Annotated in this window: 24 protein-coding genes; 16 read left to right on the plus strand and 8 right to left on the minus strand. The window is 61.8% G+C overall.

Annotated features, from left to right (window positions below; translation table 11 throughout):
- Positions 1-45: 45 nt before the first annotated feature.
- The 3 genes from fdxA to ACQ4W4_RS13450 form a co-directional block, all read right to left on the minus strand.
- Positions 46-369, minus strand: coding sequence for a ferredoxin FdxA (gene fdxA, locus ACQ4W4_RS13440; RefSeq protein ID WP_010395176.1), 324 nt, complete (start codon positions 367-369; stop codon positions 46-48).
- Between the two features lie 333 nt (positions 370-702).
- Positions 703-990 (minus strand): protealysin inhibitor emfourin, encoded by a 288-nt coding sequence (locus ACQ4W4_RS13445; RefSeq protein ID WP_436542427.1) that lies wholly within the window; start codon positions 988-990, stop codon positions 703-705.
- Between the two features lie 102 nt (positions 991-1,092).
- A complete protein-coding gene (locus ACQ4W4_RS13450; RefSeq protein WP_436542428.1) occupies positions 1,093-2,490 on the minus strand; it encodes a gluzincin family metallopeptidase in 1,398 nt (465 codons plus the stop codon).
- 200 nt (positions 2,491-2,690) lie between these two features.
- Between ACQ4W4_RS13450 and ACQ4W4_RS13455 the strand changes: the two genes are divergently transcribed.
- The 4 genes from ACQ4W4_RS13455 (at position 2,691) to proX (ending at position 6,958) form a co-directional block, all read left to right on the plus strand.
- Entirely contained in the window at positions 2,691-2,975 is a 285-nt protein-coding gene (locus ACQ4W4_RS13455; RefSeq protein ID WP_436542429.1) for a polyhydroxyalkanoic acid system family protein, read from the plus strand.
- Between the two features lie 582 nt (positions 2,976-3,557).
- Positions 3,558-4,790 (plus strand): glycine betaine/L-proline ABC transporter ATP-binding protein ProV, encoded by a 1,233-nt coding sequence (proV, locus tag ACQ4W4_RS13460; RefSeq protein ID WP_076569217.1) that lies wholly within the window; start codon positions 3,558-3,560, stop codon positions 4,788-4,790.
- A complete protein-coding gene (gene proW, locus ACQ4W4_RS13465; RefSeq protein WP_070219269.1) occupies positions 4,787-5,890 on the plus strand; it encodes a glycine betaine/L-proline ABC transporter permease ProW in 1,104 nt (367 codons plus the stop codon). Before proV ends, proW begins: the two co-directional genes overlap by 4 nt.
- A gap of 9 nt (positions 5,891-5,899) precedes the next feature.
- Entirely contained in the window at positions 5,900-6,958 is a 1,059-nt protein-coding gene (gene proX, locus ACQ4W4_RS13470; RefSeq protein WP_436542430.1) for a glycine betaine/L-proline ABC transporter substrate-binding protein ProX, read from the plus strand.
- 91 nt (positions 6,959-7,049) lie between these two features.
- Here proX and ACQ4W4_RS13475 read toward each other — a convergent pair whose 3' ends face one another.
- From ACQ4W4_RS13475 to ACQ4W4_RS13485, 3 genes are all read right to left on the minus strand, one after another.
- On the minus strand, positions 7,050-7,520 hold the full coding sequence (locus ACQ4W4_RS13475; RefSeq protein ID WP_436542431.1) for a GNAT family N-acetyltransferase: 471 nt from the start codon (positions 7,518-7,520) through the stop codon (positions 7,050-7,052).
- A 43-nt stretch (positions 7,521-7,563) separates the two neighbouring features.
- Positions 7,564-7,818 carry an acyl-CoA-binding protein gene (locus ACQ4W4_RS13480; protein ID WP_071325159.1) on the minus strand — a complete coding sequence of 85 codons (255 nt, stop codon included), beginning with the start codon at positions 7,816-7,818 and terminating at the stop codon, positions 7,564-7,566.
- Between the two features lie 199 nt (positions 7,819-8,017).
- Positions 8,018-8,374, minus strand: a complete 357-nt coding sequence (locus tag ACQ4W4_RS13485; protein WP_034760263.1) for an FKBP-type peptidyl-prolyl cis-trans isomerase — start codon at positions 8,372-8,374, stop codon at positions 8,018-8,020.
- Between the two features lie 197 nt (positions 8,375-8,571).
- Between ACQ4W4_RS13485 and ACQ4W4_RS13490 the strand changes: the two genes are divergently transcribed.
- The 7 genes from ACQ4W4_RS13490 (at position 8,572) to ACQ4W4_RS13520 (ending at position 17,173) form a co-directional block, all read left to right on the plus strand.
- Positions 8,572-9,543, plus strand: a complete 972-nt coding sequence (locus ACQ4W4_RS13490; RefSeq protein ID WP_034760259.1) for a YVTN family beta-propeller repeat protein — start codon at positions 8,572-8,574, stop codon at positions 9,541-9,543.
- A gap of 11 nt (positions 9,544-9,554) precedes the next feature.
- Complete coding sequence (locus ACQ4W4_RS13495; protein ID WP_436542432.1) at positions 9,555-10,406, plus strand: polysaccharide deacetylase family protein; 852 nt, start codon at positions 9,555-9,557, stop codon at positions 10,404-10,406.
- A complete protein-coding gene (locus ACQ4W4_RS13500; RefSeq protein ID WP_436542433.1) occupies positions 10,403-11,443 on the plus strand; it encodes a sterol desaturase family protein in 1,041 nt (346 codons plus the stop codon). The genes ACQ4W4_RS13495 and ACQ4W4_RS13500 overlap by 4 nt, the downstream gene beginning before the upstream one ends.
- Positions 11,443-12,270 carry an EI24 domain-containing protein gene (locus ACQ4W4_RS13505; protein WP_436542434.1) on the plus strand — a complete coding sequence of 276 codons (828 nt, stop codon included), beginning with the start codon at positions 11,443-11,445 and terminating at the stop codon, positions 12,268-12,270. Before ACQ4W4_RS13500 ends, ACQ4W4_RS13505 begins: the two co-directional genes overlap by 1 nt.
- A 31-nt stretch (positions 12,271-12,301) precedes the next feature.
- On the plus strand, positions 12,302-13,087 hold the full coding sequence (locus ACQ4W4_RS13510) for a competence/damage-inducible protein A (RefSeq protein ID WP_436542435.1): 786 nt from the start codon (positions 12,302-12,304) through the stop codon (positions 13,085-13,087).
- Positions 13,088-13,613: 526 nt separating this feature from the next.
- Positions 13,614-16,730 carry a transglycosylase domain-containing protein gene (locus ACQ4W4_RS13515; RefSeq protein ID WP_436542436.1) on the plus strand — a complete coding sequence of 1,039 codons (3,117 nt, stop codon included), beginning with the start codon at positions 13,614-13,616 and terminating at the stop codon, positions 16,728-16,730.
- 62 nt (positions 16,731-16,792) lie between these two features.
- The gene (locus tag ACQ4W4_RS13520; RefSeq protein ID WP_436542437.1) at positions 16,793-17,173 is read left to right on the plus strand and encodes a hypothetical protein; all 381 of its coding nucleotides are present in this window, start codon (positions 16,793-16,795) and stop codon (positions 17,171-17,173) included.
- Here ACQ4W4_RS13520 and ACQ4W4_RS13525 read toward each other — a convergent pair.
- Positions 17,170-17,775 carry a glutathione S-transferase family protein gene (locus ACQ4W4_RS13525; protein WP_436542438.1) on the minus strand — a complete coding sequence of 202 codons (606 nt, stop codon included), beginning with the start codon at positions 17,773-17,775 and terminating at the stop codon, positions 17,170-17,172. The two genes, ACQ4W4_RS13520 and ACQ4W4_RS13525, sit on opposite strands and share 4 nt — an antisense overlap.
- 131 nt (positions 17,776-17,906) lie before the next feature.
- Between ACQ4W4_RS13525 and ACQ4W4_RS13530 the strand changes: the two genes are divergently transcribed.
- Positions 17,907-19,253 (plus strand): TAXI family TRAP transporter solute-binding subunit, encoded by a 1,347-nt coding sequence (locus tag ACQ4W4_RS13530; RefSeq protein ID WP_436542439.1) that lies wholly within the window; start codon positions 17,907-17,909, stop codon positions 19,251-19,253.
- A gap of 75 nt (positions 19,254-19,328) precedes the next feature.
- On the opposite strand, the gene ACQ4W4_RS13535 is transcribed toward ACQ4W4_RS13530, so the two are convergent.
- Positions 19,329-19,790: a rhodanese-like domain-containing protein gene (locus ACQ4W4_RS13535; protein ID WP_436542440.1), complete on the minus strand. Its 462-nt coding sequence runs from the start codon at positions 19,788-19,790 to the stop codon at positions 19,329-19,331.
- A gap of 385 nt (positions 19,791-20,175) precedes the next feature.
- Between ACQ4W4_RS13535 and glnA the strand changes: the two genes are divergently transcribed.
- The 4 genes from glnA to ntrC all read left to right on the plus strand — a co-directional run bounded on the left by glnA (position 20,176) and on the right by ntrC (position 24,890).
- Entirely contained in the window at positions 20,176-21,591 is a 1,416-nt protein-coding gene (gene glnA / locus ACQ4W4_RS13540; protein ID WP_070219258.1) for a type I glutamate--ammonia ligase, read from the plus strand.
- A 183-nt stretch (positions 21,592-21,774) separates the two neighbouring features.
- A complete protein-coding gene (locus tag ACQ4W4_RS13545; protein ID WP_436542690.1) occupies positions 21,775-22,257 on the plus strand; it encodes a DUF4124 domain-containing protein in 483 nt (160 codons plus the stop codon).
- Between the two features lie 5 nt (positions 22,258-22,262).
- Complete coding sequence (glnL, locus tag ACQ4W4_RS13550) at positions 22,263-23,351, plus strand: nitrogen regulation protein NR(II) (RefSeq protein ID WP_436542441.1); 1,089 nt, start codon at positions 22,263-22,265, stop codon at positions 23,349-23,351.
- A 48-nt stretch (positions 23,352-23,399) separates the two neighbouring features.
- Complete coding sequence (gene ntrC / locus ACQ4W4_RS13555; RefSeq protein WP_436542442.1) at positions 23,400-24,890, plus strand: nitrogen regulation protein NR(I); 1,491 nt, start codon at positions 23,400-23,402, stop codon at positions 24,888-24,890.
- Positions 24,891-24,941: the final 51 nt, after the last annotated feature.

Genomic DNA, 24,941 nt, shown 5'->3' on the forward strand with positions numbered 1-24,941 from the left:
AGAGTCTCCATCCCCGCCGGACTTGCCGCCGCAGCTGCCGGGCGTTTAACGCACCAGCATGTCGAGCTTGTCCTTGACGTCCTTGTATTGCTCCGCTTCCGGCAAGGCAGCCTTCGTCTTGGTGATCGAAGGCCAGTTGCGGGCCAGATCGACGTTGATCTTGATGAAGGCTTGCTGGTCGCCCGGCACGTCCTCTTCCGCGAAAATCGCGTTCACCGGGCACTCTGCCACGCAGACGGCGCAGTCAATACATTCGTCCGGATCGATTGCCAGGAAGTTCGGGCCTTCCCGGAAACAATCTACCGGGCAGACATCGACGCAGTCGGTATAGCGACAGGCGATGCAGGATTCGGTGACAACGTGGGTCATAACAGTCCTATCAATTTTTGGGGGAGGTGCTGTAGCGCCTGCAGGAACTTCGGCGGCGCATACTAAAGCAAAGCATTGTATTTTAAGGCAATTCGCTATTTCTCACAAATCCCGCTTATATACAATACATATAAGCAAATTCATTTTTTGGCAGTGCCATTGCCGCGCAGAGCGGGCAGTTCAGCGACTATCCGGGACGTTGCCATGAAGAACGCGGCAAGAACGCGACAGTCGCCCGACGCGGCAGGGGGCAGGGCGGGGGCTGTGCTGGCTTGCCGTGTGGTGTTTTTGTTTTACTCAAATCAAGATCGGCACAAATAAATGCCGGAACAATCAGGCGCTGGCGCGTATTTGCGTCAGCAATTGCTGCCATCGTGCATTTTCAGCGCTGCCATCCTCGGCAAATGTGATGGTGCGACGCGCGGTGGGCGCATCGACGGTGATCTGCCAGCGGGGAATATCGGCGCCCACGTGTTCGTCCCTGGCCTGCGGATGCGTGAAAAAGCCGCTGCTGGCCAATGCCGCTTCCAGCCTGGGGCCAGCCGGATGGGCTTGCGTATCGATCTCATACTGTTCGCTCAGGCCGGCAAAGCCGCCGCTGCTGCGGGCTGAAATTTTCATGCTGCTCCTTGCTGTTGTGGGTGGTGTAGGCCCGTCATGGCCTGCCGCTGGTGCGACTGGCCTGAAGCGGGCGCGCCGGTGCGCTGCCTGGTACGTGACTGTTTACCGGGGACCGTAACTGCGGCACCAGGCGGCCAGCGCTTCGCGCTCCGCTTCGAGCAACTGGTCCGATTCGCTGTATTCCGCATGGTTCATGGTACCGCAGCAGGCGCGCCGGTCTTGCACGGCGCCGTCTTCGTCGACGACATCGGGGGCGAACGTCATTTGCCCCTCCTCCGTCATGGTATTGGCCTTGAGCACTTCGCGCACGGTAAAGCTGTTGCGGATGAAGTCCAGGTAGGCGCCATTGCCATCGGCCTGGGCGATGGTCAGCATGTGGCCGGCTACATCCGCATAGGTGGCGGCCTGATCGGGCGATGCCACCAGCGCGCGCAGGACCAGGCTGCGCAGGTAATCGCCGCAGCGGTGCAGCACGGCCGCGTCATCTTCCAGCTGGGGCTGGCGTTCGTGGGCAAAGATGTCGGCCAGGATGTCGTAGATGGCGCCCGTAAACACTTGCGAGATGGCGTGCACTTCCGTGCCCGCTTCCGACAATTTGATGTCATTGTCGGCATTGCGCAAACCGTTCGGCCGGCCCAGGGCCAGGCCGAACTGCTCCGCCAGGTCGGCCAGAAAGGTCTTGTCGTGCAGGTCGGATTTCGTTTGCGCGATCACCGCTTCCACCTGATCCAGCTGCGACAGGGCCAGGAAGATGGCGGTCAGGTCGCCGAACGATTCGTGCAAGCCGCCCGTTTGCGGCGGATTGTTGCTGAGCAGCCAATTCGGCTTGAGGCCATCGAGCACGGCGTGCCCCGTTTCATGCGAGACGATGTCGAGCGAGCGGCAGGTGTAGACGCGCTCGGTGGCGCCGCTGGGGATGAAGTCGCCGAACTTGAGCGCCTTGTCGCTGCGGCTGTAATACGCATTCATGACGTTGGGCAAACCATGCGGGAACACGCGCAGCGGTGCCGTATTGCTGGCGCTGTTCCATTGCCAGGGCAGGGGCGGCGCCGTGTCGTTGCTGGCCAGCGCGCGCTGGTACATGGTGAGCGTCATGCGCACGATGGCAAACGTGTGCACGGCGTCGAACTGGTCGGTGTTGGGCGAGACGATGAAGTCGCCGAAGGCATTTGGGCTGACCTGCGCGATGCCCGGTTCGCCAAACGTGATGCGCGCGTCGCGCGGACCTTGCAGGATCAGGCCGGGCAAAAAGGCTTTACGGGTGCCCAGGTCGCTGACGGACGGATCTTGTTTCCAGATCAGCACGCGTGAACCGATGGGCACGGCGGCCAGCTTGCGCACCGTTGCCTCCGTCAGGCGGGGCGGGCCCGGCTGCAGGGTCAGCTGCGCATTCTTGCGGTGCTGGCGGTATGGCGCCGAGGGGGTGGGGACATAGCCGACGGGCAGGGACACGCATTTGGTCAGTACGGCTTCGACCGGCACGATGACTTTCTGGTCCATGGTAGTTCTCCAAAACACGCGCAACTGGAACTGGAATAGTCGTCCCGCTTCGGCGCGTCCGGTTTGATTCCGCGCAAACGATGCGCGGGAAGGACGGGCTTTTTTGGCCGCCCGGCGCTGGCTGCGGCCGTGCCCGCTGCACGGCGGCTGGTATGATGCTGGCCGTATTGCCCCCGTTTTTATAATAAAAGGATCGTTTGATGGCGGATATAAATATAGTTCAGCAACATAAGCTGACAGCAGCAAAGGCGCGCGCAGCGGCGCAGCAAGTGGCCGACAAGCTGGCCCAGGAGTATGACCTGGCGTGCGCCTGGGATGGCGATGTGCTGCGCTTCGAGCGCAGCGGCGTCGACGGTTCGCTGACCCTGGAAAAGGAACAGGCGCAACTGCAAATCAAGCTGGGCTTCATGCTCAGCGCCTTCGCCTCCACGATTGAAGGCAAGATCGCCGAGAAAATGCGCAAGGTGTTTACCGAGTCGGCTTGATGGCGTTTCAGCCACTTGTCTGGCGCCCTGTTTGGTGCTAGGGAGCGTGTCGCGGCGATGGGCGAAAAGACGATGAAAACACGTCGCTTTTCGCCTTTTTCACCCCCCACTGTACGCTGGCGAACATTGCTAGCACATTTCTATTTGGAAAGCTATTGGACTTTAGTGGCTTTTTGCGTTATACTTGAGTCATATTTACAACAGCTACACCGCGTTTCACCTTCTGCTTCGCAGTACTCTCCGCTCGCTGAGTGGTGAATAATTCTTCGGGTTTTACACCCGCATCCAGTTAAAAAGTAGCTTGGTCGATTTTTTCGGTCAAATACATTTGGTGCCATGTATTTGCATGGCGCTAGCGTTGTTAAAAGTCCTGAACCACAGCCTCTTTTAGCACGCACACGGCACCCCGGCACCGGCCTTGGCCATCCGCTGGTCACACGCGTGCCACCCCCTGTTTCCTGTCGCTCCCGTGCGCTTTTTGCGCCGTGGCGTAGCCGACGCAACAGGGTTTGCTGATTCCCGCCGCAAGCTGGCAGCTTGCTGGGTTTCATTCCATTCGTCAAATCGAGGGAGAACCACATCGTGGCAAAACAAATCATTATCGACCATGTGTTCAAAGTGTTCGGCGACAAGCCAGAAGAAGCACTTGAACTCGTCCGTCAGGGCGCCAGCAAGCAGGACATTCTGGCCAAGACCGACTGCACCATCGGCGTCTTCGACGCCACCTTTACCATCGAAGCGGGCGAGATCTTCGTCATCATGGGCCTGTCCGGTTCGGGCAAGTCGACCCTGGTGCGCATGCTGAACCGCCTGATCGAACCGACCGCCGGCCGCATCCTGATCGACGGCAACGACATCAATACCTTGCCGGACGCCCAGCTGCGCGCCCTGCGCCGCAAGGACATCAGCATGGTGTTCCAGTCGTTCGCGCTGCTGCCGCAAATTACCGTGCTCGACAACACCGCCTTCGGCATGGAACTGGCCGGCATGCCGAAAGCCGAGCGCCATGCGCTGGCCCAGCAAGCGCTGGAGCAGGTGGGCCTGGATGGCTACGGCGCCAGCTATCCCGACGAATTGTCGGGCGGCATGCAGCAGCGCGTGGGCCTGGCCCGTGCGCTGGCGTGCGATCCATCGATCTTGCTGATGGATGAAGCGTTTTCCGCGCTCGATCCGATTATCCGCACGGAAATGCAATCGGAACTGCTGCGCTTGCAGCAAATCAAGCGCCGCACCATCGTCTTCATTTCGCATGACCTCGACGAAGCCATGCGCATCGGCGACCGCGTCGCCATCATGAAAGACGGCCACGTGGTGCAAGTGGGCACGCCGGAAGAAATCCTGCGTAAGCCTGCCAACGATTATGTGCGCAACTTCGTGCGCGGCGTCGATGCGGCGGCCGTCTTCAAGGCCAGCGATATCGCCCGCAAGAGCCAGATCGTCGTGTCCGAGTCGCCGAGCCGCGGCTCGCGCGCCGCGCTGTCGATGCTGGAAGAGCAGGATCGCGCGTTTGCCTACGTCGTCAATCCGCAGCGCAAGTTCCTCGGCGTCGTGTCGGCCGATTCGCTGCGCAATGCGCTCGACGGCCATGTGGGGCCCTTGGGCCTGGCGCATGCCTATCTGCCCGACGTGCAGACCATCAATGCAGATGAGCCAGTCGCCGGCCTGTTCGGCCAGGTGGCGCAGCTGCCTTACGCCGTCCCTGTGGTGGCCAATGACGGCAGCTTCCGCGGCGCCATCAGCAAGACGACCTTGCTGAAGTTCCTCGACCGCGACACGCCAGCCATAGCCGAACAACAACAGAAAGGACAAGCATGAACCCAAGCACCGTTTCCACAGTAGAACCTGTTGTTGAACAGGCCGCCCAGATCAATCCTTGGGCGCTGACGCCTCCCACCGACGCCAGCACCGCGTGGCTGGACGCCGCGGCGCCCGCCGTGCAGCCGGAACATGCGGCCGGCTTTCACCTGACGCAGATCTTCGACGGCTCGCTGCCGCTGGAAAGCTGGATCAACCAGGGCCTGGGCTGGGTCGTCGCGCATTTCCGCCCGTTTTTCCAGGCCGTGCGCGCGCCGATCGACAGCGTGCTGTCCGGCGTGGAAGGCGTGCTGCTGGCGGCCCCGTCGCTGACGGTGATCGCCATCATCGGCTTGCTGGCATGGCAATTCACGAGCCGCACTCTGGCCATCGGCACCGTGCTGGCGCTGCTGCTCGTGTCGATGCTGGGCATCTGGCCGGAAGCCATGACGACCCTGTCGCTGGTGCTCACCTCCCTGGCGTTCTGTCTGGCTATCGGCTTGCCGCTCGGCATTTTCCTTGCCAGCAGCGACCGCGCGCAGAATATCCTGCGCCCCTTGCTGGACGCCATGCAGACGACGCCCGCCTTCGTCTACCTGGTGCCGGTGGTGATGCTGTTCGGTATCGGTAATGCGCCAGGCGTGATCGTGACGATCATCTTTGCCCTGCCGCCGCTGGTGCGTTTGACCAACCTCGGCATCCGCCAGGTGCGTCCGGACCTGATCGAAGCGGCCCGCGCCTATGGCGCTTCGCCGTGGCAGTTGCTGACCCGCGTGCAGTTCCCGCTGGCCATGCCGTCCATCATGGCCGGTATCAACCAGTCGCTGATGCTGTCGCTGTCGATGGTCGTGATCGCCTCGATGATCGCCGTCGGTGGCCTGGGCCAGATGGTATTGCGCGGCATCGGCCGCCTGGACATGGGGCTGGCAACGGTTGGCGGCCTGGGTATCGTGCTGCTGGCCATCACCCTGGACCGCTTGACGCAAGCGATGGGCCAGCCACGCCGCGGCGTGCGCCACTGGTACCAGACGGGTCCCGCCGGTTTCGTGCTGCGCCTGGTGCGCGGCAACACGGAAAAGAATAATGTTGAACAGCAAGCTACGCTGGCCAACGCACAATAAAGGATACACATGCATCAAATTGACAATTTTAAAGTGACGCAAAAATCGCAACGCAAGTTCCAGCTGTTTTCCGCCCTGGCGATCGCCGCCATGGCCCTGACCACCAGCCTGGCCATGGCGCAGACGCCGGCCGTGGCCGCCGATGCGCTGCCCGGCAAGGGCGTCAAGGTGCAGCCGCTGCAAAGCTCGATCGCGGAAGAAACCTTCCAGACCATGCTGGTCGACAAGGCCCTGGAAAAGCTCGGCTACGAAGTGCAGCCGATCAAGGAAGTGGAATATCCGACCGCGCATATCGCCATCGCCAACGGCGACGCCACCTTCATGGCCGTGCACTGGGACCCGATGCACAAGGATTTCTATAACAATGCGGGCGGCGACGCCAAGCTGTCGCGCACGGGCCAGTATGCGGGTCCTGCCGCACAGGGTTATCTGATCGATAAGGCGACGGCGGAGAAGTACAACATCACGAATATCGACCAGTTGCGCGACCCCACCCTGGCCAAGCTGTTCGACCATGATGGCGACGGCAAGGCCGACTTGACGGGCTGCAACCCCGGCTGGGGCTGCGAAGCGCTGATCGAGAACCACATGGATGCCTATAAATTGCGCGACACGGTGACGCACGTGCAGGGCAGCTATGCGGCCCTGATCGCCGACACCCTGGGCCGCTACAAGCGTGGCGAATCCATCCTGTACTACACGTGGACGCCATACTGGGTCAGTGGCGTGCTGGTGCCGGGCAAGGACGTGGTCTGGCTGAAAGTGCCGTTCTCGGCCAATCCCGACAAGGTGAATACTCGCCTCGACGATGGCAGCGACTACGGTTTTGCCGTCAACACGGCGCGCATCGTATCGAACAAAGCCTGGGCGGAGAAAAATCCGGCCGCGGCCAAGCTGTTCGAGGTGATGCAATTGCCGGTGGCCGACATCAATGCGCAGAACGAGCGCATGCGCCGCGGCGAAAACACGCAAGCCGATATCGCGCGCCATACGGCCGGCTGGATCAAGTACCACCAGCAAAAGTTTGACGGCTGGATCGCGCAAGCGCTGGCGGCGGCAAAAAAGTAAATTACGGCTGATACAGGCGTAAAAAAAGTGGCTACCTATTTGGTAGCCACTTTTGCGTTAACGGCCCGTTTTGGTGGTTTTTTGTGAGTTTTCAGCCGTTTTCGGCCAGTTTCAGGTGCAAAATGGGGAAAGGCTTGCCAAAGGGGTCGCATTCCGAGCGGCTTTCCCCGATAAAACCCAGGTGGCGGTAAAAGCCGTGCGCTTGCGTGTTGTGCTCGTTGACGTCGACGGTCGTGGCGCCCAAGGCCGTGATGGCGTGCTGGACCAAGGTGCAGCCGGCGCCGCTGCCGCGTTGATCGGGATGCACGAACAGCATCTCGATCTTGGCGTGCTCGACGCACAGGAAAGCATAGGCGGCGCCGTCATCCGCGCGCAGCACGTGCAGCAGGCGTTCCGCCGTCACCCTGGCCAGCTCGTCGCGCACGAAGGGCATCAGGAAGGAGATATCGCTGTCGGCGAGAAAATCGTGGGTGGCGCGGACGGACAGGTGCCAGACATCGAACAAACGGGGCAGGTCGGCGGCGTGCGCCAGGGAAACTGGGGAAAGCGGGGATGGGGTCATGCAGAAATTATACTGCCCCGGCAGGCGCCGGGGCAGGGATACATCAGTCCTTTAAATCTTCGATCAGGTCGATGTACTGCTGCTGCGCCTCTTCCTTCGAGGTGCCGGCCAGGGCCGCCCAGGCGTCGAACTTGGCGCGGTTAACGAAGTCGGTCATGCCAGGGCGCTCGCCCGTGGCGTCCCCGCTCGATGCTTGCTTGAACAAGGCGTAGATTTTCAACAAGGTCATATTGTCCGGACGCTCGGACAGGGTCTTGGAATCGAGCTGCGCTTGGTCGAATTGTTCTTGTAAACTCATGATGGCTCCTGTGTGCTGATGGAATCGCTGGAAAAGTGCGGCAGGCGCGGCGGAGTGGCCACCGTGCGTGCTGCAGTGCCTGACATCATAGTGAAAAAAGCGCGCCGTGCATTAGAGGACACACTCAAAACAAAAACGCCGCCGCTGCGTGAACAGGGGCGGCGTCGGTACAGTCGCTTCAGCGCTGTGGAGTCGGTGCTTATACGCCCAGCAGTTCGACGTCGAAAATCAGGGTGGCGTTCGGTGGAATCACGCCGCCGGCGCCGCGTGCGCCATAGCCCAGTGCTGCCGGGATGATCAGCTGGCGCTTGCCGCCCACTTTCATGCCTTGCACGCCTTCGTCCCAGCCCTGGATGACGCGGCCGGCGCCCAGCGGGAATTCGAATGGATCGTTGCGATCCTTGCTCGAGTCAAATTTCGAGCCGGCGCTGCCGTCGTCGTTTTGCAGCCAGCCCGTGTAATGCACGACAACATTGTTGCCGGCTTGCGCTTCAGCGCCTTCGCCAACGACGGTATCGATGTATTGCAGGCCGGAAGCGGTAGTGGTGGTGGTCATGATTATCCTTGTGTAGGCGATGAAAGCTTCAGATTGTAGAGCAATGAGTTGCAAAGCGCCATTCCAGGCCCTTTGCCGGGAAAATGGGGAAGTTACGGCGATGTGTGGCTAGTGCTTGCATTTAAGGGGGGATTTCACACAATAAATACGGTGTTCCACGTAAAATGCATGTTTTGTATTTAACAGTGATTTCTTCCATGTTCCGCAGTCTACGCCGCCTTGTTTTTTCCTCGCTGTGCCTGGTTTCCGCAATATCGACGGCGCAAGCCGAAGTGGTGGTGGTGCTCAATTCCCGTGATGCTACGGTGCAACTGCTGGACCAGAAAACCTATGCTCCCTTGTCCACCTTTGCCGTCGGCAAGGAACCGCACCATCTGATGGAGACGCCGGATGGCAAGTCGCTGATCGTCGCCAGTTCCGTCGGCAACGAGCTGATCTTCCTCGACCCCGTGTCGGGCCAGATCCAGCGCCGCATCAGCAATATCCTCGACCCCTACCAGATCGGCTTTTCGCCGGACCAGAAGTGGTTCATCTCGAACTCGCTGCGCCTGGACCGCATCGACCTGTACCGCTACGACGGCAAGAACCTGACTCTGGCCAAGCGCATCCCGCTGCCGAAGCTGCCCAGCCACATGGCCTTCACGGCCGACAGCACCATGGCTTTTATCACGCAGCAGGGCAGTAACCAGGTCAGCGCCATCGACCTGGCCACGCAGACGGTGAAGTGGACCATGCCCGTCGGCCCGGCGCCGGCCGGCATCACGATGACACCCGACGGTAAACATTTGCTGGTCGGCATCATGGGCAGCGATTACGTGGAAGTGATTGACTGGCGCACGCAAAAGACCGTCAAGCGCATCAAGGCGGGCGCCGGCACGCATAATTTCCGCGCGCTCGGCGATAACCGCATGACGTTCGTCTCGAACCGCGTCTCGAACACCATCAACATCATCGACCAGCAAACCCTGGAAAACGTGGGCACCATCAATGTGCCGGGCGGCCCGGACTGCATGGAAATCACGCCGGACGGCAAGACCATGTGGGTAACGTTGCGCTGGATCAAGAAAGTGGCCGTGATCGATTTGACCACGCGCAAGGTGATCAAGACGATCCCCGTGGGCCGCTCGCCCCATGGCGTGTATTTCGCCACGCACTCGCCGCGCATGTGATGACGGGTGTGATGATGCAATGCTTGATTTCCGCGGGCCGTGTGCCCGCCACGCTGCTGTGCGCCAGCGCCATGCTGTCGCCCGCGCATGGCGCCGCCGCTGCCGCACCTGCCACCGTACCTATTGCCCCAGCCGCCTCGTCAGCCCCGGCCGCCTGTAAGGGCACCATCTACATGACGTTCGACACGGGCAGCCAGTCGCAGGCGCAACTGATCGCCGATGTGCTGAACAAGCGCCATGTGAAGGCCACCTTTTTCCTGGCCAATGAAAAGACGACGCGCGGCGACTATTCGCTCGACCCGTCGTGGGCGCCCTACTGGAAAGCCCGCGTGGCCGAAGGCCATGCGTTCGGCACGCATACGTTTGACCACGTGTATTGGAAGAAGGATCTGGCCAACGGCTTGATCCAGGTCAAGCCCCAGTTCGGCAAGGATGGCGGCAAGCTGGCCTCCTTCACCGATCAGCAGTTCTGCGAGGAACTGCGCCGCGTCGACACGCGCTTCCAGGAACTGACCGGACATAAGCTCGACCCGTTCTGGCGTGCGCCGGGCGGCTACACGTCGCCGCGCACCCTGGCGGCCGGCAGCGCTTGCGGCTACCAGCATGCGGGCTGGGCGCCGGCCGGGTATTCCGGCGATGAGCTGCCCAGCGACAAGTATCCGAACGCCATGCTGCTGAAGAAAGCCCTGGCGAACCTGCGCAGCGGCGACATTTTCATTGCGCACATGGGCATCTGGTCGCGCAAGGAGGCGTGGGCCCCGGCCAACCTCGATGCCTTGATTTCCGGCCTGCAAGACAAAGGTTTCTGTTTTGCCACCCTGCGCGCGCATCCTGCCTACGCGCAGAAGAAAGGGCAGCCATGATCGCCGCCGACATCGTCAGCTTCGTCACCCCGGTGATCGACGCCGTGGTCGACGCCTTTGGCGCGGCGCAAGGCTGGCTGTTCCAGACCATCGTCAATCCCCTCGTGTATCACCTGGGCTTTGGCGAATTCACGGAAGAAGCGTTCGAGGGCACGGAGTGGCTGCTGATCGGCCTGTGCGAGCTGGTGCTGCTGTTTCTCGTGCTGCGCCCGCTCGAAGCCCTGATTCCCGCGCAAAAGATCACGGACCCGCGCGCCCGCTGGAACGATTTTCTCTATACGGTGCTGCACCGCATCGGCCTGTTTTCCGTGCTGGTCTTCTTCACGCTCGATCCGCTGATGGATGCCTTGGCGGGCGCCTTGCGTTTCGACAATATCCATCCCCTGAACCTGGAGTCGCTGTTGCCCGGCATCAGTCCCTTAGTCAGTTTTATCATTTATTTTGTGATACTGGACTTCGTCGACTATTGCTATCACCGGGCCTCGCACCATTTCGGCTGGTGGTGGGGCTTGCACAGCCTGCATCACAGCCAGCAAAACATGAACTTGTGGAGCGATGACCGCAATCACTTGCTCGATGACTTTTTACGCGACGTGGTGATGGCGCTGGTGGCGCTCGGCATCGGCGTGCCGCCTGGGCAATATGTGCTGCTGGTGTCGATTTCGCGCATCCTGCAAAGCTTGCAGCATGCGAATGTGAGGATACACTTCGGCCGCATCGGCGAGCGCCTCTTGATCTCGCCCCGTTTCCACCGCACCCACCACGCGATCGGCGTGGGGCACGAGTCGAAAGGCAAGGGCAGCATGGGCGGTTGCAACTTCGGCGTGGTCTTGCCGATTTGGGATATGCTGCTGGGCACCGCGAATTTCTCGGCCGGTTATGCGCGCACGGGCGTGCGCGACCAGCTGGCCCGCATCGACAGCAACGGTGTCGGCCGGCCGGGGCGCAACTATGGCCGCGGCTTCTGGCAGCAGCAATGGCTGGGCCTGCGTCGCATGGTGGAATTTGCAAGAATTAAACGAAAAGGACGCCGTTGATGCGCAATGTGTTGAATTCGTATGGCCGTGCTTTCCTGTCGCAATTGCACGGCAGGATATTGCTGTTGAGCATCGCACCGTTCATCCTGTCGCTGATCCTGTGGGGCGCTCTGCTGTATGTGGGCCTGCAGCCGCTGATCGACAGCCTGCATGCGCTGTTTACGCAGTATGACTTCTTCCGCACCAGCGGCCAGGTGCTGGCCACCTTCGGCCTGGGGATGCTGAAAGCCGTGATCGTGCCGCTGATCGCCATGTTCATGCTGCTGCCGCTGATGATCCTGACGGCGCTGATCTTCATGGGCCTGTTCGCCATGCCGGCCATCGGCCGCCACATCGGCGGGCGGCACTTTCCGCAGCTGGAAAAGAAACATGGCGGCAGCCTGCTCGGCAGCGTCGGCACTTCGCTGGCCACGTTCCTGCTGTTCATCGTCGTCTGGGTGCTCATGCTGCCCCTGTACGCTTTCCCGCCGGCCGCATTGGCGGGGCAGGCCGTGCTGTGGGGCTGGCTGACCTACCGCGTGATGGCGTATGACGCCATGGCCGACTACGCCAGCGTGGAAGAGCGCCACGCCATCATGCGCACGCAGCGCTGGCCCTTGCTGGCCATCGGCATGGTGTCCGGCGCGGCCGGCGCCGTGCCGGGCCTGCTGTGGATGGGCGGCGTGATGGCGGTGGTGTTCTTCCCCTTCCTGGCGGCGTTCGCCATCTGGCTGTATGTCCTGATCTTTATCTTTACGGGGTTGTGGTTCCAGTATTACTGCCTGGAAGCCCTGGCGCGCCTGCGCGGCCAGCGCGGCATGACGGACGTGGCGCCGGCGGACGCTTGAGTATTTTCATCGAATTCTACGAGGAAGCTTCATGGCTATCGGATTGATCATCATCGGCGACGAAATCCTGTCGGGCAAGCGCACGGACCAGCATTTCCCGAAAGTGGTGCAAATGCTCAAGGCGCGGGGATTGCAGCTGAGCTGGGCGGAATACGTGGGCGACGAGCCTGCCCGCCTGGTCGCCTTGCTCAAGCGCAGTTTTGCCAGCGGCGACATCGTCTTCAGCTTTGGCGGCATCGGCGCCACGCCGGACGACCATACGCGCCAGGCGGCGGCAGATGCGCTGGGCTTGCCGCTGGTGCTGCATCCGCAGGGCAAGCTCAATATCCAGCAACGGATCATGGAAATGGGCGAGGAGGCGGGCGTGCCGGCCGATTTGAACTCGCCGGAAAACCTGCACCGCCTGAAAATGGCGGAATTCGTCCAAGGTGCCGAGCTGATTCCGAATCCGTACAACAAGATTGCCGGCTTTGCCGTGCGCGAGCATTATTTCGTGCCCGGCTTTCCCGTCATGTCCTGGCCCATGATCGAATGGGTGCTCGACACGCATTATGCGCACCTGTTCAACCAGGTGCCGCACGCGGAACATGCCTTGCTCGTGTATGAAACGGCCGAATCGCTGCTCACGCCGCTGATGGTGCGCCTGGAAGCGGAGTTTCCGCTGATCAAGGTATTCAGCCTGCCCAGCGTGGGCGATGCGCAGACGCGCCGGCATATCGAACTGGGCGTCAAGGGCGAGCCCGCGCAAGCGGCCGCCGCCTTTGCCGAGATGCGCGCCGCGCTCGACGCGCTGCATGCGGAATACACCACCATCTGAGATGCAGCCAGCCCGGCGCCGGCGGCTTTTTCGCTGGCGTCCAGCCCGCCGTGCATCTTAGAGCCTATCCCAGTAGGGAGCGTCTTCTGCTGGCAGCGCATCAGGAGCGCGGACAAGGCGTGAGGAGGACGCGTGGCGAGCCACGCAACGACGATCAACGCAGTCCCCGCTTCTGAGGGGCGCCAGCAGGGGGATGTATTCATCTACTGGGATAGGCTCTTAGTACGCAAGCGTACGTTCCAAGACGTTGTTTTTTTGCGAAAATCTTCAATGAAGCAAGATTTTTGTGCGCGCTCGTCAGTCGTTTTCATGCCGATGTGGTGGAATGGTGAACAGGGCCCTTGCGTGTCGAACGCGCGGTCGCCTGCCTGTGCAGTAGCGTGTTTTTTTGATTCACCGGTATGGACATCATGTTAAGCAAGTTTTGTTGTGACCGGCCCTGGCTGGCCCTCGTCTTATCCTGCGCGGAGCGGCATCGCTGCCGCCTTTGCCGCACCGTCCAAACCCAACCTTACCCCAGCACCCCATGAAAGACACAGGCGTCAACCTGGCCGCGCAAGAGCGGCCCCCCTCCGATCCAGCTCCCGAGGCGCCGCCGCCGACGAGCCCGCCGAAGAAGCGTCGTTCGCGCATCTGGCCGATCTTTGCCATCATCGTGCTGGCGCTGATCGCCGGCGTGGCGTGGTTCGTCATGCGCGAAGTGCGCACCTCGGCCTTGCAGGCCGAGTTTTTCACGCGCCTGGACCGCCAGCTGGCGTTCAAGGTCGAGCCTGGCCCCGCGCCGGCGGCGGCCATCCGCTATCCGCAGCACGGCCCGTACGACGAGCGGCTCGGCTATGCCAGCCTGCCTGACTTCATTTCCAAGCTCAATGCGCGCGACTATGCCGTCACGGCGCAGGCGCGCATGTCGCCGAAAATGGTGCAACTGGTCGACCGTGGCATCTTTTCCACGTATCACGAGAAAAACCGCGCCGGGCTGACCATCCTCGATTGCCGCGCTGCGCCGCTGTTCGCGGCCAGCTATCCCGAGCGCATGTTCGACGGCTTTGCCGAAGCGCCTCCCGCGCTCGTGCAAAGCCTGCTGTTCATCGAAAACCGCGAATTGCTCGACCCGGGCACGCCCAAGCGCAATCCCGCCGTGGAATGGGACCGTCTGAGCAAGGCGATCCTCGACAAGGCGCTCAACCTGTTCGGCGGCCACCGGGGCGGTGGCGGCAGCACGCTGGCCACGCAGATCGAAAAATACCGGCATTCGGAAGACGGACGCACCAGTTCCATGCAGGACAAGCTGCTGCAGATGATTTCGGCCAGCCTGCGCTCGTACCAGGATGGCGAAAACACCATGGAAGCGCGGCGCAAGATCGTCGTCAATTACCTCAATACCGTGCCGCTGTCGGCAAAGAGCGGCTTTGGCGAAGTCAACGGCATCGGCGACGGCATGTGGGTCTGGTATGGCCGTCCGTTTGCCGAAGTGAAAACCTTGCTTAGCGGAAAAATGGACCAGCCGGGCAGCGCACTGGCCTACAAGCAGGCGCTGAGCCTGCTGATCGCGCAGCGCCGTCCTTCCCATTATCTGGTGGCCGGCGGCGCCGACCTGGAAGAATTGACCAACAGCCATCTGCGTTTGCTGGCGCAGGCGGGCGTGATTTCGCCGCAGCTGCGCGATACGGCCATCGCCGAGAAGCTGCGTCCGTCGACGGCGTCGGGCGTGCAATCGGAAGCGTCGACCTCGTTCGTCACGCGCAAGGCGTCGAATGCCGTGCGCAACCACCTGGCCGCCATGCTCGGCGATCCGCGCTTGTACAACCTCGACCGCCTGGACCTGAAAGTGGTCAGCACGCTCGACGCACAGGCGCAAAACGCCGTCACCAAGGTCTTGCGCGAGCTGCGCGACCCGGAAGTGGCGAAAGCGGCCGGCCTGACGGGCAAGGGCATGCTGGGCAATGGCGACCCCGCCAACGTGGTCTACAGCTTTACCTTGCTGCAAAAGGGCGACCAGGCCAACCTGTTGCGCGTGCAAACGGATAACTTTGATCAGCCGCTCGACATCAACGAAGGCGCCAAGCTGGACCTCGGTTCCACGGCCAAGCTGCGCACCCTGGTGACCTACCTGGACATCATCGACCAGCTGCACCAGCGCTACAGCGGCATGGGCGCCGCCGAGCTGAACAAGATCGCCGTCGATCCCAAGGATATGCTGTCGCAGTGGGCGATTGCCTACTTGAAACCTTTGCCTCTGGGCGAAGCGAGGAATCTGCCGGCCATGCTGGCGGCTGCCATGGAACGCAAATACTCGGGCAACCCGGGCGAAGGCTTCTTCACGGGCGGCGGCTTGCACCATTTCGGCAACTTCTCCAAGCTCGACGACAGCCGCATCATGACGGTGCAGCAGGCGCTGCGCCAGTCGACCAATCTGGTGTTCGTGCGCCTGATGCGCGACGTGGCCCGCTACTACATGTTTTCGCGCCCCGATTCCTCGGCTTCCCTGCTGGCGGATGCGGACGATCCGCGCCGGGCGCAGTACCTGAGCCGTTTTGCCGACAAGGAAGGGCGCGAATTCCTGCACCGCTTCTATCAGAAGTACCGCGGCAAGAGCGTCGACGAGCAGGAAAAGATTTTATTGGCCAGCATCCGCCCGACGCCCGTGCGCCTGGCGAATATCTTCCGCACCATCAATCCCAAGGGCACGGTGGCGGAATTCGGCGATTTCCTCAACGCCAACTTGCCGTCGCAAAACGAAGTGCCGCCCGAGCGCGTCGCCAAGATGTATCAGCAGTACGCGATGGAAAACTGGTCGCTGGCCGATCGCGGTTATCTCGCCAATGTGCATCCGCTGGAACTGTGGATGGTGGCGTATCTGCGCCAGCACGAAGGTTCCACCCTGACGCAGATGGTGGCGGCCAGCGAAAAGGAACGCCAGGAAGTGTATAAGTGGCTGTTCAATACGCACCGCAAGCACGCGCAGGACCGCCGCATCGCCAACTTGCTGGAAGTCGAAGGCTTCCTGGAAATCCACCGCCAGTGGAAGAAGATGGGTTATCCCTTCGATTCGCTCGTGCCGTCGTATGCGACCACCTTGGGCGCGTCGGCTGACCGTCCCGCCGCGCTGGCCGAATTGATGGGTATCATCATCAACGATGGCGTGCGCAAGCCGAGCGTGCGCATCGATTCCATGCATTTCGCCGCCAATACGCCGTATGACACCATGGTCAAGCGTGGCACGAAGGTGGAGGCGGAGCAAGTGTTGTCGCCGGACGTGGCCAAGGCTGTCGCCAAGGCCATCCGCGAAGTGGTGTCGGACGGTACGGCGAAACGGGCGAAGACGGCGTTTGTCGGCGCCGACGGCGTGCCGATCCCGATGGGCGGCAAGACGGGTACGGGCGACCAGCGTTTCGACGTGTATGGCGCCGGCGGCCGCCTGATCGAATCGCGCTATGTGAACCGTTCGGCCACGTTCGTCTTCAATATCGGCGAGCGCTTCTACGGCAGCATGACGGCGTATGTGCGCGGGCCGGAATCGAAAAACTATGATTTCACCAGCGCCTTGCCCGTGCAACTGCTGGTGTCGCTGGCGCCAAGCCTGATGCCGCTGATTGAGCCGCCCGCGCCGGCCGAGGGCGTGGCGAAGCAGTGCACGAATTAAATCGTTGCTGCAACTAAAAGCCGGCCCTCGCGGGCCGGTTTTTTTGCACAGGAGTAAAAGAAATGGAAACAACGCAGCGCATTTTTGAGCAATATCACCGCTTTGACGATGGCGCGCTCGTGTCATTCGAGCAAATGTACGGGCCGCACGGCGTGCAGGCCGTGCGCATCGTCTTGTACGCGAGAAATCATGCATTGGATGGCAACGTGTGGCGCCAGGTCGCCATCACGGTGGGCGCCGTGCGGGAAGTGCTGCTCAGGACGCCGGGCAACTTCATCAACCGTATCTGCTGCGGCGTGAAGCTGCTGCGTTTCGGCGACGTCTGGTGCGTCGATGTCGACGGCACGTATGCGCACGACGACCCGGCGACCCTGGACGAGGTGCGCCGCGATGGCGACTGCTACGTCATCGGCGGCACGGTCGAGGCCATCGAACTGGACTAACCGGCGAACACGGCGGTTTTACCTTCCAGGCGCGCGTGATAGGCGGCGATGGCCGGATATTCCGGGCGTTCCATGGGCGCCATCAGCCAGCGCTTGACGGACAGACCCAGCACGATATCGGCCAGGGTGAACGTTTCGCCGCACACATAAGCGCCCGTGCGCTGCAACTGCTGCTCGAGGATGCCCATCATCTTGTTCCATCCGGCAATACCCGCCGCCAGCTGCGCCGCATCCTGGTGGGCCGGGCTGTGGCGCACCAGCGACATGAAGGCGTAGCGCCAGCTGTTGTTCAGGTCGCCCATCTGCCAATCCATCCATTTTTCCACTTCCGCGCGGGCACGTGGCGTGCTTGGCAGCAAGTCGTCGCGGCCTGCCTGGGCGCACAGGTAGCGGCAGATCGTGTTCGATTCCCACAGCACCAGGTCGCCATCGACCAGCACGGGCACCATGGCGTTCGGGTTCAGGGCCAGGAAGGCCGGGTCGTCCGTGCTGCGAAAGCCGCTGCCCCAGTCTTCGCGTTCGTAGGACAGGTCGAGTTCTTCGCACGTCCACAGGACTTTGCGGACGTTGATCGAGGCGGCTTTTCCAAGAATTTTCAGCATGCGGGGCTCCAGAGGGCAGGTGATCGATCTGCCACTGTAGCGGATTTGGCCACGCCGCGCATGTGAATGTGCCTTGCATAGTTGAGGTTTTCTTGGCATCGTAGCCACCCATGAAACCTATGCGCCACCACATGTCCAAAATCCTCGCGTTCAGCCGCTTTTCCGTGCGCGATTTCCTCGCCACCGCCGGTCCCACCCTGCTGCTCGTCGGCGCGTTCTGCGCGCTCGCTTACTGGCTGGTCGACCCGGCGCCGCCGCGCCAGGTGAGCCTGTCGACGGGACAGGACAATAGCGCGTATGAAGAGTTCGGCAAGAAATACGCGGCCACCCTGGCCAAGCACGGCATCAAGGTGACCTTGCAACCGTCGCTGGGCTCGCAGGAAAACTTGCAGCGCCTCAATAACGGCAGGACCGATATCGCTTTCGTGCAAAGCGGCTCGACGGAACACGCCGATGCCGAGCGCCATGGCCTGATTTCCCTGGGGAGTTTATTTACGGAACCCGTGTGGCTGTTCCTGCGCGAAGACAAGGCGGTGACGGAACTGACGCAATTGAAGGGCATGAAGATCAACCTGGGGCCGGAAGGCACGGGTGTGCCCAGCCTGTTCCGACAGTTGCTGTCCGTCAATGGCGTCGAAGCGAGCGAGCTGACCGTCAGTGCCTTGCAAAACACGCCCGCCACGGTGGAACTGCTTGAAGGGCGCATCGACGGTCTCGTGTTCAGCTCGGCGCCGGAAGCGCCGCTGATCCAGATGCTGCTGCAAACGCCGGGCATCAAGCTGTTTGATTTTTCGCAGGCAGAGGCGTACACGCGGCGCCTGCCTTTCCTGACGCATGTCGTTTTGCCGCGTGGCATCGTCGACCTGGGGCAAAACATTCCCGCGCAGGATTATCATTTGATCGCGCCGACGGCCACCCTGGTCGCGCGCGAAGACTTGCATCCGGCCCTGGTCGACCTGTTCGTGCAGGCGGCGGCCAGCATTCACGGCGGCACGGGCTGGTTCCAGCAGCAGGGGCAGTTCCCATCCGCGCGCTACACGGAAATTCCTGTCGCGCCGGAAGCGCTGAAATTCTACAAGGATGGCGCGCCAGTGCTGCAGCGCTATATGAGCTTCTGGCTGGCCAATTTCTTCGACCGCATGTGGGTGCTGGTGGTGGCCCTGGGCGCCTTGATATTACCGCTGTCACGCGTGGTGCCGCCCCTGTACGTGTGGCGCATCCGCTCGCGCGTGTACCGCTGGTACGGCCAGCTGCGCACGGTGGAGCAGGCGCTGGAAGACGTGCCGGAAGGGCAGCGCGCGCACGTGTATGCGGAACAATTGAAACGGCTCGACCAGATCGAGGACATGGTCAACCAGATATCGATTCCATTGTCGTTCGCCGATGGCTTGTATGGCTTGCGCAGCCACATCAATTTCGTGCGCAAGCGCATTCTGACGCTGATGGGCGAACATCCAGAGGCGGGTGAGCCAGCCTGAAGCATCAAGCCCGGGCGGGACTTGTCTCTGGCCGACGCATGGCCGTCATCGGCAGCTGTTCCGTTACTGCTGCTTTCAAGCGCCCAGCCACGGCAAGCCCGCCTTGCACCAGCCGCCGATCTGCTTGCGGTGGCCGTCGGCATCCTTGTCGCCTTCAAACCCTTCGAGGATGTCGAAGCAGTTGATATAGCCGTGTTCGGTGGCCAGCTTGGCGGCGTGGCGCGAACGCACGCCGGAGCGGCACAGGAACAGCAGCACCTCGTCCTTGCCGGCCTGGGCCGCCAGTTGCGCGAGGAAGTCGGGATTCGGCACGCCGCCCGGATACGTGGCCCACTGCACCGCACCATGCTGGGTATCGGCGATGTCGACCCGGCCCACCCAGTCGCGCTCGGCATTCGTGCGCACGTCGATGAGCTTGACGCCGGCATCGTCTTGCAGCAAGTCATACGCTTCCTGCGGCGTGACGGCGCCGGCATACGGGGTTCCTTCATTGGCCCGGCTGCGGGCGGTGGTCAGGATGGCGGCGGCGGTGGTCATGGCGTCCTCGATGAAAGTGGGATGGTGTATACGATTATAGTGCGCCGTCCGCGCCCCGCAAACGGGAAACCACGGTGCACGGCGCATGCACCACAACGAGGCATTTTCAAGAAATTTTCACAAAATGCACGATAATGGTGCGTTATTCGTTTTTTGCACTTGCATAGTGCATTCTTGATTTAACGCAAACGCAGCAGGAAAATCGCGGGCAGGAAAACTTTCACAGGGATGGCCGGGTTTTGACCTGGGCGGCTAGATCCGTCCAGAAGCTGGCATGGAATCTGCTATGATCCTTATGAGTTTTGGTGGCACGCAATGTTTGCTTCGCTTCATCAGCCCAGACGCACTAAGGTCGGCTCACCCCACATTCATTTAGGAGATACGCATGGCAATGACAGCCGCAGAAGTCTTGAAGATGGTAGAAGAAAACGAAGTCAAATTCGTTGATTTCCGCTTTGCTGATACCCGTGGTAAAGAGCAGCACGTGACGGTTCCCGTGTCGCATTTCGACATGGACAAATTCGAGTCGGGCCACGCCTTTGACGGTTCTTCGATCGCTGGCTGGAAAGGCATTGAAGCGTCCGACATGATCTTGCTGCCGGATCCAAACACGGCCAATATCGACCCGTTCATGGAAGAAACGACCCTGTTCATGCAGTGCGACGTGATCGAACCGTCGGACGGCAAAGGCTACGACCGCGACCCGCGCTCGATCGCGAAACGCGCCGAAGCCTACCTGAAATCGTCGGGCATGGGCGACACCGCCTACTTCGGCCCTGAGCCGGAATTCTTCATCTTCGACAGCGTGCGCTGGAAGATCGACATGTCGGGCTGCTTCGTCAAGATCGGTTCGGACGAAGGTTCGTGGTCGACCGGCAAGGACATCGAAGGCGGCAACAGCGGCCACCGTCCTACCGTCAAGGGCGGCTACTTCCCCGTGCCGCCAGTGGACAGCTTCCAGGACATGCGTTCGGAAATGTGCCTGATCCTGGAGTCCTTGGGCATCCCGGTTGAAGTACATCACCACGAAGTCGCCGGCGCCGGCCAGAATGAAATCGGCACCAAGTTCTCGACCCTGGTCGAGCGCGCCGACTGGACGCAAAACCTGAAATACGTGGTGTGGAACGTGGCGCACAGCTATGGCAAGACCGCCACCTTCATGCCGAAACCTATCGTTGGCGACAACGGTTCGGGCATGCACGTGCATCAATCCGTATGGAAAGATGGCAAAAACCTGTTCGCCGGCGACGGCTATGCCGGCCTGTCCGATTTCGCCCTGTACTACATCGGCGGCATCATCAAGCACGCCAAGGCGCTGAACGCGATCACCAACCCGGGCACCAACTCGTACAAGCGTCTGGTACCAGGCTACGAAGCACCAGTGAAACTGGCGTACTCGGCGAAAAACCGTTCCGCCTCGATCCGTATCCCGCACGTGGCCAATCCAAAAGGCCGCCGCGTCGAAGCGCGCTTCCCGGATCCGCTGGCGAACCCGTACCTGTGCTTCGCCGCACTGCTGATGGCCGGCCTGGACGGCGTTGCCAACAAGATCCATCCGGGCGAAGCTGCCTCGAAAGATCTGTACCATCTGCCGCCGGAAGAAGATGCACTGATCCCGACCGTGTGCGCTTCGCTGGAAGAAGCACTGGAAGCCCTGGACAAGGACCGCGAGTTCCTGACCCGTGGCGGCGTGTTCAGCGATTCCATGATCGACGCTTACCTGGAACTGAAAATGCAGGACGTGCAGCGCATGCGCATGACCACGCATCCTGCCGAGTTCGACATGTACTACTCGCTGTAATGGCGCCACGCCGGCAATGTGCCGGTAGTGAATAAAAAACGCGGGTGAGGCGATGGTCTTGCCCGCGTTTTTTTATGTGGCGCGCCAAGGCGGCGCCAGTGCAGTGTTGTATAGTCGGCCCAGGAACGATGCGGTACGAGCCGACAGGAGTGAAGATTGAGCAAGCATTACAGAATGGCGCTGATGGCAGGATTGCTGGGCGCGGCGGCGCAGGCGCATGGGCAGCTGTATGTCTGCGCCGATGCGCAGGGACACAAAACGTACACGGACAGGAGTGCTGGCAAGCATTGCCAGCTGCTCGATTTGCCGGGGGCCATGACGGAGCCGCCGCGCAAGACGGCGCCGCTGGCCGGCGCGCCTGCCCGGCCCGCCACGCAGGCGGCGGTCACGGCGGCGCCGGCCGCCGGCGTGTTTCCCAAGGTCGATGGCGCCGAGCAGCGCGCGCGCGACCTGGACCGGCGCCAGATCCTGCAGGACGAATTGCGCAGCGAAGAGCAGAAACTGGCGGCGCAGCGCATGGAATTGAATGGCGGACAGCCCGAGCGCCAGGGTAATGAGCGCAATTACGCGAAATACCAGGAACGGGTGGCGCAGTTGAAGGACAACATTAGCCGGACACAGCAGAATGTCGAGGCCCTGAAACGCGAGATCGCGAATATTCGGTAAAGCACATGACACTAGACAACCATTCCAGCCGCCCGGCCCATCTGGCCGGCCTTGATCTGCTCGCTTCAGCCGTGATCCTGCTCGACGGCGACGGCCGCATCAGCTATGCCAACGCGGCGGCGGAAAATCTGCTGGAAAGCTCGCTGAAAGCCCTGTCGCGGCAAAAGCTGACGGCGCTGTTCCTGAACCCGGACGAGCTGGCCGGCATCTGCGCGCAGGCGCTCGAACATAAATTTTCCGATTTGCGCCAGGACCTGAGCCTGGAACGGCTGGGGCGCGAGCCGCTGCGCGTGCACAGCATCGTCAGTGCGCTCGACGCGCCAAGCGACGGCGTGCTGATCGAGCTGCGCGAAAACGTGCAGCAGCTGAAGCTCGACCGCGAGGAGCGCATCCTCGATCAGAGCCAGGTCAACAAGGAGCTGATCCGCAACCTGGCGCATGAAATCAAGAACCCGCTGGGCGGCATCCGCGGCGCGGCCCAGCTGCTGGAGCTGGAATTGCCGGCCCTGCACCTGAGCGAGCTGCGCGAATACACGCAAGTCATCATCAAGGAAGCGGACCGGCTGCAGACGCTGGTCGACCGCCTGCTGGCGCCGCATCGCCGTCCGCATATCGTCGGCGACGTGAATATCCACGAAGTGTGCGAAAGGGTGCGCAGCCTGATCCTGGCCGAATTTCCCAGCGGCCTGACCATTTCGCGCGATTACGATGCCTCGATCCCCGAGTTTCGCGGCGACAAGGAGCAATTGATACAGACCGTGCTGAACATCGCGCACAACGCGGCGCAGGCGCTGGCCGAGCGCATCGAGGCGGGCGACGCCGAGCTGATTTTCAAGACGCGCGTGGCGCGCCAGGTGACCCTGGCCAAGGTCCGCTACAACCTGGCATTAGACTTGCATATCATCGACAATGGACCGGGCATCGCACCCCAGATCCGCGACCGGATTTTCTACCCGCTGGTGTCGGGCAGGGAAGGCGGCAGCGGACTGGGACTGACCTTGGCGCAAACCTTCGTGCAACAGCACCTGGGCGTGATCGAGTGCGAAAGCCGGCCTGGATACACCGATTTCAGGATCGTTCTCCCCTTGCCATAAGCGAGGAAGTATCCCACCCATGAAATCCATTGCGGGACGCACACACTAATGAAGCCAATCTGGATAGTTGACGACGACGAATCAATCCGCTGGGTGCTGGAAAAAGCCCTGGCGCGGGAAAATCTCGCCACCAAGAGTTTTGCCAATGCGCGCGACGCCATCGCCGCGCTGGAATTTGACACGCCGCAAGTGCTCGTGTCCGATATCCGCATGCCGGGCGCCTCCGGCCTGGAATTGCTGCAGACGGTCAAGTCGCGCTTTCCCGGCTTGCCGGTCATCATCATCACGGCCTTTTCCGACCTCGATTCGGCCGTCGCGGCCTTCCAGGGCGGCGCCTTCGAATACCTGGCCAAGCCCTTCGACATCGACAAGGCTGTCGAGCTGATCCGCCGCGCGCTGGAAGAGAGCCTGCGCGAGACCAGCGTCGAATCGGGCCCGTCGGAAACGCCGGAAATCCTCGGCCAGGCGCCGGCCATGCAGGAAGTCTTCCGCGCCATCGGCCGTTTGTCGCAATCGAACGTGACGGTGCTCATCACGGGCGAATCCGGATCCGGCAAGGAACTCGTGGCGCGCGCGCTGCATAAGCACAGCCCGCGCGCGGCGCAGCCGTTCATCGCCTTGAACACGGCGGCGATCCCGAAGGATCTGCTCGAGTCCGAACTGTTCGGCCATGAACGCGGTGCATTTACCGGTGCGCAAACGACGCGCCGGGGCCGCTTCGAGCAAGCCGAGAATGGCACTTTGTTCCTTGATGAAATCGGCGACATGCCGTTCGACCTGCAGACGCGTTTGCTGCGCGTGCTGTCCGACGGCCATTTCTATCGCGTTGGCGGGCATCAGCCGATGAAGGCCAATGTGCGCGTCATTACGGCCACGCACCAGAACCTCGAGCAGCGCGTGCGCGACGGCCTGTTCCGTGAAGACTTGTATCACCGGCTGAACGTGATCCGCCTGCGCCTGCCCAGTTTGCGGGAGCGGCGCGAGGATATCCCCATCCTGGTGCGCCACTTCCTGGTGCAAAGCGCGCGCCAACTGGGCGTGGAAGCCAAGCGCATGAGCGAACCGACGATGCAGTTCCTGAGCAGCCTCGACTTGCCCGGCAATGTGCGCCAGCTGGAAAACCTGTGCAACTGGATCACCGTGATGGCGCCGGGCCAGACGGTGGAAATCAAGGATTTGCCGCTGGAATTGACGCAGGGGCAGGGCGACGGCGCCGCCACCGCGGCGGCGGGCGAGGCTGCGCCGGCCGCCGTTGCCCATCCGCAGGGGGGGCAGGTCTTCGAAGCGGCCGCGCCCGCCAACGGCGCGCCGCCGGGCTGGATTGGTTTACTGGAATTGCAGGCGGCTGGCATGCTGGGCGCGGGGCAGCAGGAAGTCATGGCCGTGCTGGGGCGGCAATTCGAGTCGGCCCTGATCAAGACGGCGCTCAAGCATACGCACGGGCGCAAGAACGACGCCGCCGTGCGCCTGGGCATCGGCCGCAACACCATCACCCGCAAGATCTCGGAACTGGGCATCGACGGCGCCAAGGACGATTGACGCCTTGCCGGACGGGGACTTTCCCCGTCCGCTTTTTCTTGCGGTGTTCCT

The organism is Janthinobacterium glycogeni, from assembly GCF_051380725.1.
GTDB lineage: Bacteria > Pseudomonadota > Gammaproteobacteria > Burkholderiales > Burkholderiaceae_D > Janthinobacterium.

Coding starts and splice junctions, on each gene's coding strand:
- fdxA (WP_010395176.1), bottom strand. CDS start 369: ATGACCCACGTTGTCACCGAATCCTGCATCGCCTGTCGCTATACCGAC.
- ACQ4W4_RS13445 (WP_436542427.1), bottom strand. CDS start 990: ATGAAAATTTCAGCCCGCAGCAGCGGCGGCTTTGCCGGCCTGAGCGAA.
- ACQ4W4_RS13450 (WP_436542428.1), bottom strand. CDS start 2,490: ATGGACCAGAAAGTCATCGTGCCGGTCGAAGCCGTACTGACCAAATGC.
- ACQ4W4_RS13455 (WP_436542429.1), top strand. CDS start 2,691: ATGGCGGATATAAATATAGTTCAGCAACATAAGCTGACAGCAGCAAAG.
- proW (WP_070219269.1), top strand. CDS start 4,787: ATGAACCCAAGCACCGTTTCCACAGTAGAACCTGTTGTTGAACAGGCC.
- proX (WP_436542430.1), top strand. CDS start 5,900: ATGCATCAAATTGACAATTTTAAAGTGACGCAAAAATCGCAACGCAAG.
- ACQ4W4_RS13475 (WP_436542431.1), bottom strand. CDS start 7,520: ATGACCCCATCCCCGCTTTCCCCAGTTTCCCTGGCGCACGCCGCCGAC.
- ACQ4W4_RS13480 (WP_071325159.1), bottom strand. CDS start 7,818: ATGAGTTTACAAGAACAATTCGACCAAGCGCAGCTCGATTCCAAGACC.
- ACQ4W4_RS13485 (WP_034760263.1), bottom strand. CDS start 8,374: ATGACCACCACCACTACCGCTTCCGGCCTGCAATACATCGATACCGTC.
- ACQ4W4_RS13490 (WP_034760259.1), top strand. CDS start 8,572: ATGTTCCGCAGTCTACGCCGCCTTGTTTTTTCCTCGCTGTGCCTGGTT.
- ACQ4W4_RS13495 (WP_436542432.1), top strand. CDS start 9,555: ATGATGCAATGCTTGATTTCCGCGGGCCGTGTGCCCGCCACGCTGCTG.
- ACQ4W4_RS13500 (WP_436542433.1), top strand. CDS start 10,403: ATGATCGCCGCCGACATCGTCAGCTTCGTCACCCCGGTGATCGACGCC.
- ACQ4W4_RS13505 (WP_436542434.1), top strand. CDS start 11,443: ATGCGCAATGTGTTGAATTCGTATGGCCGTGCTTTCCTGTCGCAATTG.
- ACQ4W4_RS13510 (WP_436542435.1), top strand. CDS start 12,302: ATGGCTATCGGATTGATCATCATCGGCGACGAAATCCTGTCGGGCAAG.
- ACQ4W4_RS13515 (WP_436542436.1), top strand. CDS start 13,614: ATGAAAGACACAGGCGTCAACCTGGCCGCGCAAGAGCGGCCCCCCTCC.
- ACQ4W4_RS13520 (WP_436542437.1), top strand. CDS start 16,793: ATGGAAACAACGCAGCGCATTTTTGAGCAATATCACCGCTTTGACGAT.
- ACQ4W4_RS13525 (WP_436542438.1), bottom strand. CDS start 17,775: ATGCTGAAAATTCTTGGAAAAGCCGCCTCGATCAACGTCCGCAAAGTC.
- ACQ4W4_RS13530 (WP_436542439.1), top strand. CDS start 17,907: ATGTCCAAAATCCTCGCGTTCAGCCGCTTTTCCGTGCGCGATTTCCTC.
- ACQ4W4_RS13535 (WP_436542440.1), bottom strand. CDS start 19,790: ATGACCACCGCCGCCGCCATCCTGACCACCGCCCGCAGCCGGGCCAAT.
- glnA (WP_070219258.1), top strand. CDS start 20,176: ATGGCAATGACAGCCGCAGAAGTCTTGAAGATGGTAGAAGAAAACGAA.
- ACQ4W4_RS13545 (WP_436542690.1), top strand. CDS start 21,775: ATGGCAGGATTGCTGGGCGCGGCGGCGCAGGCGCATGGGCAGCTGTAT.
- glnL (WP_436542441.1), top strand. CDS start 22,263: ATGACACTAGACAACCATTCCAGCCGCCCGGCCCATCTGGCCGGCCTT.
- ntrC (WP_436542442.1), top strand. CDS start 23,400: ATGAAGCCAATCTGGATAGTTGACGACGACGAATCAATCCGCTGGGTG.